This window comes from Stenotrophomonas pictorum JCM 9942 (genome assembly GCF_001310775.1).
GTDB classification, from domain to species: Bacteria; Pseudomonadota; Gammaproteobacteria; order Xanthomonadales; family Xanthomonadaceae; genus Stenotrophomonas; species Stenotrophomonas pictorum.
On record NZ_BAZI01000386.1, the window covers coordinates 1 to 2,489 of the forward strand.

Here is a 2,489-nt window from a genome sequence, read left to right on the forward strand (position 1 = left end):
TTCGGCAAAGGCATGCGAGGGCACCACCACCAGAATCCAGCTGCTCCTTGCACGGTGGCCGCCAGGTCGGTGCTGGCCCGCAGGGAGCCGGGCAAGGGAATCCCCGGCAGGTACCGGGGATTCTCATGACGCTGGTCGATCGCCTCGATGACGGCGGCATCACGTCCCCACAGCACGGTCGGGTGACCGTGCCGGGCCAGCAAGGTGGCCAGCGCGGTGCCCCAGGAGCCCGCGCCGAGAACGGCGATCTTGTTCGCGTCGTTCGTACTCATACGGAAGTGCAGACGCCGATCAGGCGTTGCCGGCCGGCTCGGAGTCGGCCAGCGAGGCACCGTCGGCCTGCTGCTGACGCTGACGCAGGGTTTCGGCGTACAGGCCTTCGAAGTTGATCGGCTGCAGGTAGAACGGCGGGAAGCCGCCGGCCTGGATCAGGTCCGACACCATCGAGCGCACATACGGGAACAGGATGTTCGGGCACTGGGTGCCGAGCAGCACGTCGATCGCCTGCGGCTCCAGGCCGATCAGGCCGAACACGCCGGCCTGCTCCACTTCGGCCACATAGGCGGTCTTGTCGCCGGCCTTGCAGGTCAGGGTCACGCCCAACACCACTTCAAAGGCGGTGTCGGACAGGCGCTGCACCTTCTGGTTCAGGTTCAGCTGCAGGTCCGGCTGCACGTTCTCGTTGAAGATCGTCGGCGAGTTCGGGGATTCGAAAGAAACGTCCTTGACGTAGATCTTCTCGATGGTGAACGCCGGGCCGTTGTTGGCTTCAGCCGGGGCGACGCCGTTGGTGTTCTCTTCGGACATTTCTCAGGACTCCAGAACAGATTGTTCAATGATTGGGATTGGTACCAGACCAGCGATGGGGGCTGCCGCCCGCCTATACAAGGCCTGAACGAAAATTGACGGCTCAGCCGCGGCCTTTGACCAGCGGCAGATCGGCCGCCTGCCAGGCCGGAAGACCACCCTCGAGCACATAGACCTGCTCGAAACCGGCCTTTTTCAGCGCCTTGGCGGCAGTGGCCGAGGCATTGCCGGTCCGGCACAGCAGCACCACCGGCGACTGCTTGGCGTTGGCCAGCAGCTTGTGCGAGGGGGTCAGCTGCGCCGGCTGCAGGTTGCGGCTGCCGACGATATGGCCCTTCTCGAACTCGGCACTGGCCGACAGATCGATCACCACGCATTGCCGGCGTTGATCATGTGGGTCAGCTCGGCCGGCTTGAGCGATTTGTAACCGCGAAACAGGCGCGCGATCTCGGTGGCGATGATGGCCACGGTCAGGCCGACCAGGGCCAGCGACAGCATCGGATTTCGGCCGGCGAAGGCCAGCAACTCTTCGTAGTTCACTCAGGTCACAGGTCGTTTTAAGCGGGCAGGGATTGTCGCATATGCCGGCAACCCGGCGCCCGACGGCTTACTGGCCCTGCCACAGGTCCGGCAGCCCGGCCGCCTGCCACCAGCGCTTGGCCTGCGGATCCCAGCGCCAGCGCTCGGTCAGGGTGAGGGTGCGTTCGGCCTGGGTGTTGCGGTTGATCACGCCCATTTCGATGCGGCGCTCGATGCTGCCATCGGCCGTGGCGCTGCTGCCGCGCTCGCGGTAGCTGGACACCTGCAGCTGCCTGTAGCGCTCGCGCTGCATCTCGGTGAGCGGATGGGCACGGAGGTATTCCGGATCGATGAAGCCTTCGGCGGTTTCAAAATCGCTCCAGCGCAGCGCGGCCACATAGGCGTCCTGGGTCGGCACGAGTTTGGCGCGCTGGGCACGGCCGGGACCCGCCGCCGAGGCCACCCCGGCCACCAGCAGCAGCACCATCAATGCGGACTGAGTGAGACGTCGATACATGGGACCCCCTTGGTAGTGGCCCATCCTAGCCTTTGCGCAGCGCGACGAAACGCCCTTCCAGCTCGGCCGCGCCACCTTCGATCTGCGCGTGCACGGTCATCCGCGCCCGCCCGCGCTTGGCCAGCAGCGCCAGAAACGCCTCCCAGTCCTGGTCCGGCGCGGCGCAGGCACTGGCCTGCAGCGCCCCGTACACCGGCGCTTTGTAGCGGATGCTGCTGTCGGCCACATAGACTTCGGCATCGTGCCCGGCCAGGGCCAGGCGCAGGCTGACCAGCGCCCAGCCGCCCAGCGTCATCACCGACGCCAGGCTGCCGCCAAAGGCGTTGCCCTTGTCGTTGACGTTGGCCGCCAGCGGCGCCTGCATGCGCAGTACGCCGTTCTCATAGCCGGCGATACGGATACCCATCGCCGCCACCGGCGGCATCGCATCGAGCGTGGACTGCAGCTGGGACAGCAACGGGGAACAGGGGGGCAATTCGGGCATGAATGAACATCGGCAATCGGAAAGCGCCCGCATAATGCATGCAATGAACGCTCCCGCCTATGTGCCAACCGACACGCCCTGGCACCTGATCTCGCTGCGGCCGCAGGGACAACATGATGCGCTGCGCCGTGCCGCCGCCCGCATTGGGCGCGCGTACCGTGG

Annotated in this window: 3 protein-coding genes and 2 pseudogenes; all 5 read right to left on the reverse strand. The window is 66.2% G+C overall.

Annotation, left to right across the window (positions count from 1 at the left end):
- Positions 1 to 272 (reverse strand): annotated as a pseudogene (locus tag JCM9942_RS14045) (2-dehydropantoate 2-reductase N-terminal domain-containing protein); the annotation flags it as partial.
- Between the two features lie 19 nt (positions 273 to 291).
- Positions 292 to 807, reverse strand: coding sequence for a protein-export chaperone SecB (gene secB, locus JCM9942_RS14050; RefSeq protein WP_054660447.1), 516 nt, complete (start codon positions 805 to 807; stop codon positions 292 to 294).
- 103 nt (positions 808 to 910) lie between these two features.
- Positions 911 to 1,347 (reverse strand): annotated as a pseudogene (locus JCM9942_RS14055) (rhodanese-like domain-containing protein).
- A 67-nt stretch (positions 1,348 to 1,414) separates the two neighbouring features.
- On the reverse strand, positions 1,415 to 1,843 hold the full coding sequence (locus JCM9942_RS14060; RefSeq protein ID WP_054660451.1) for a hypothetical protein: 429 nt from the start codon (positions 1,841 to 1,843) through the stop codon (positions 1,415 to 1,417).
- A 25-nt stretch (positions 1,844 to 1,868) separates the two neighbouring features.
- Positions 1,869 to 2,327: a YiiD C-terminal domain-containing protein gene (locus JCM9942_RS14065; protein ID WP_054660449.1), complete on the reverse strand. Its 459-nt coding sequence runs from the start codon at positions 2,325 to 2,327 to the stop codon at positions 1,869 to 1,871.
- Between the last annotated feature and the right edge of the window lie 162 nt (positions 2,328 to 2,489).

Coding starts and splice junctions, on each gene's coding strand:
- JCM9942_RS14065 (WP_054660449.1), bottom strand. CDS start 2,327: ATGCCCGAATTGCCCCCCTGTTCCCCGTTGCTGTCCCAGCTGCAGTCC.
- secB (WP_054660447.1), bottom strand. CDS start 807: ATGTCCGAAGAGAACACCAACGGCGTCGCCCCGGCTGAAGCCAACAAC.
- JCM9942_RS14060 (WP_054660451.1), bottom strand. CDS start 1,843: ATGTATCGACGTCTCACTCAGTCCGCATTGATGGTGCTGCTGCTGGTG.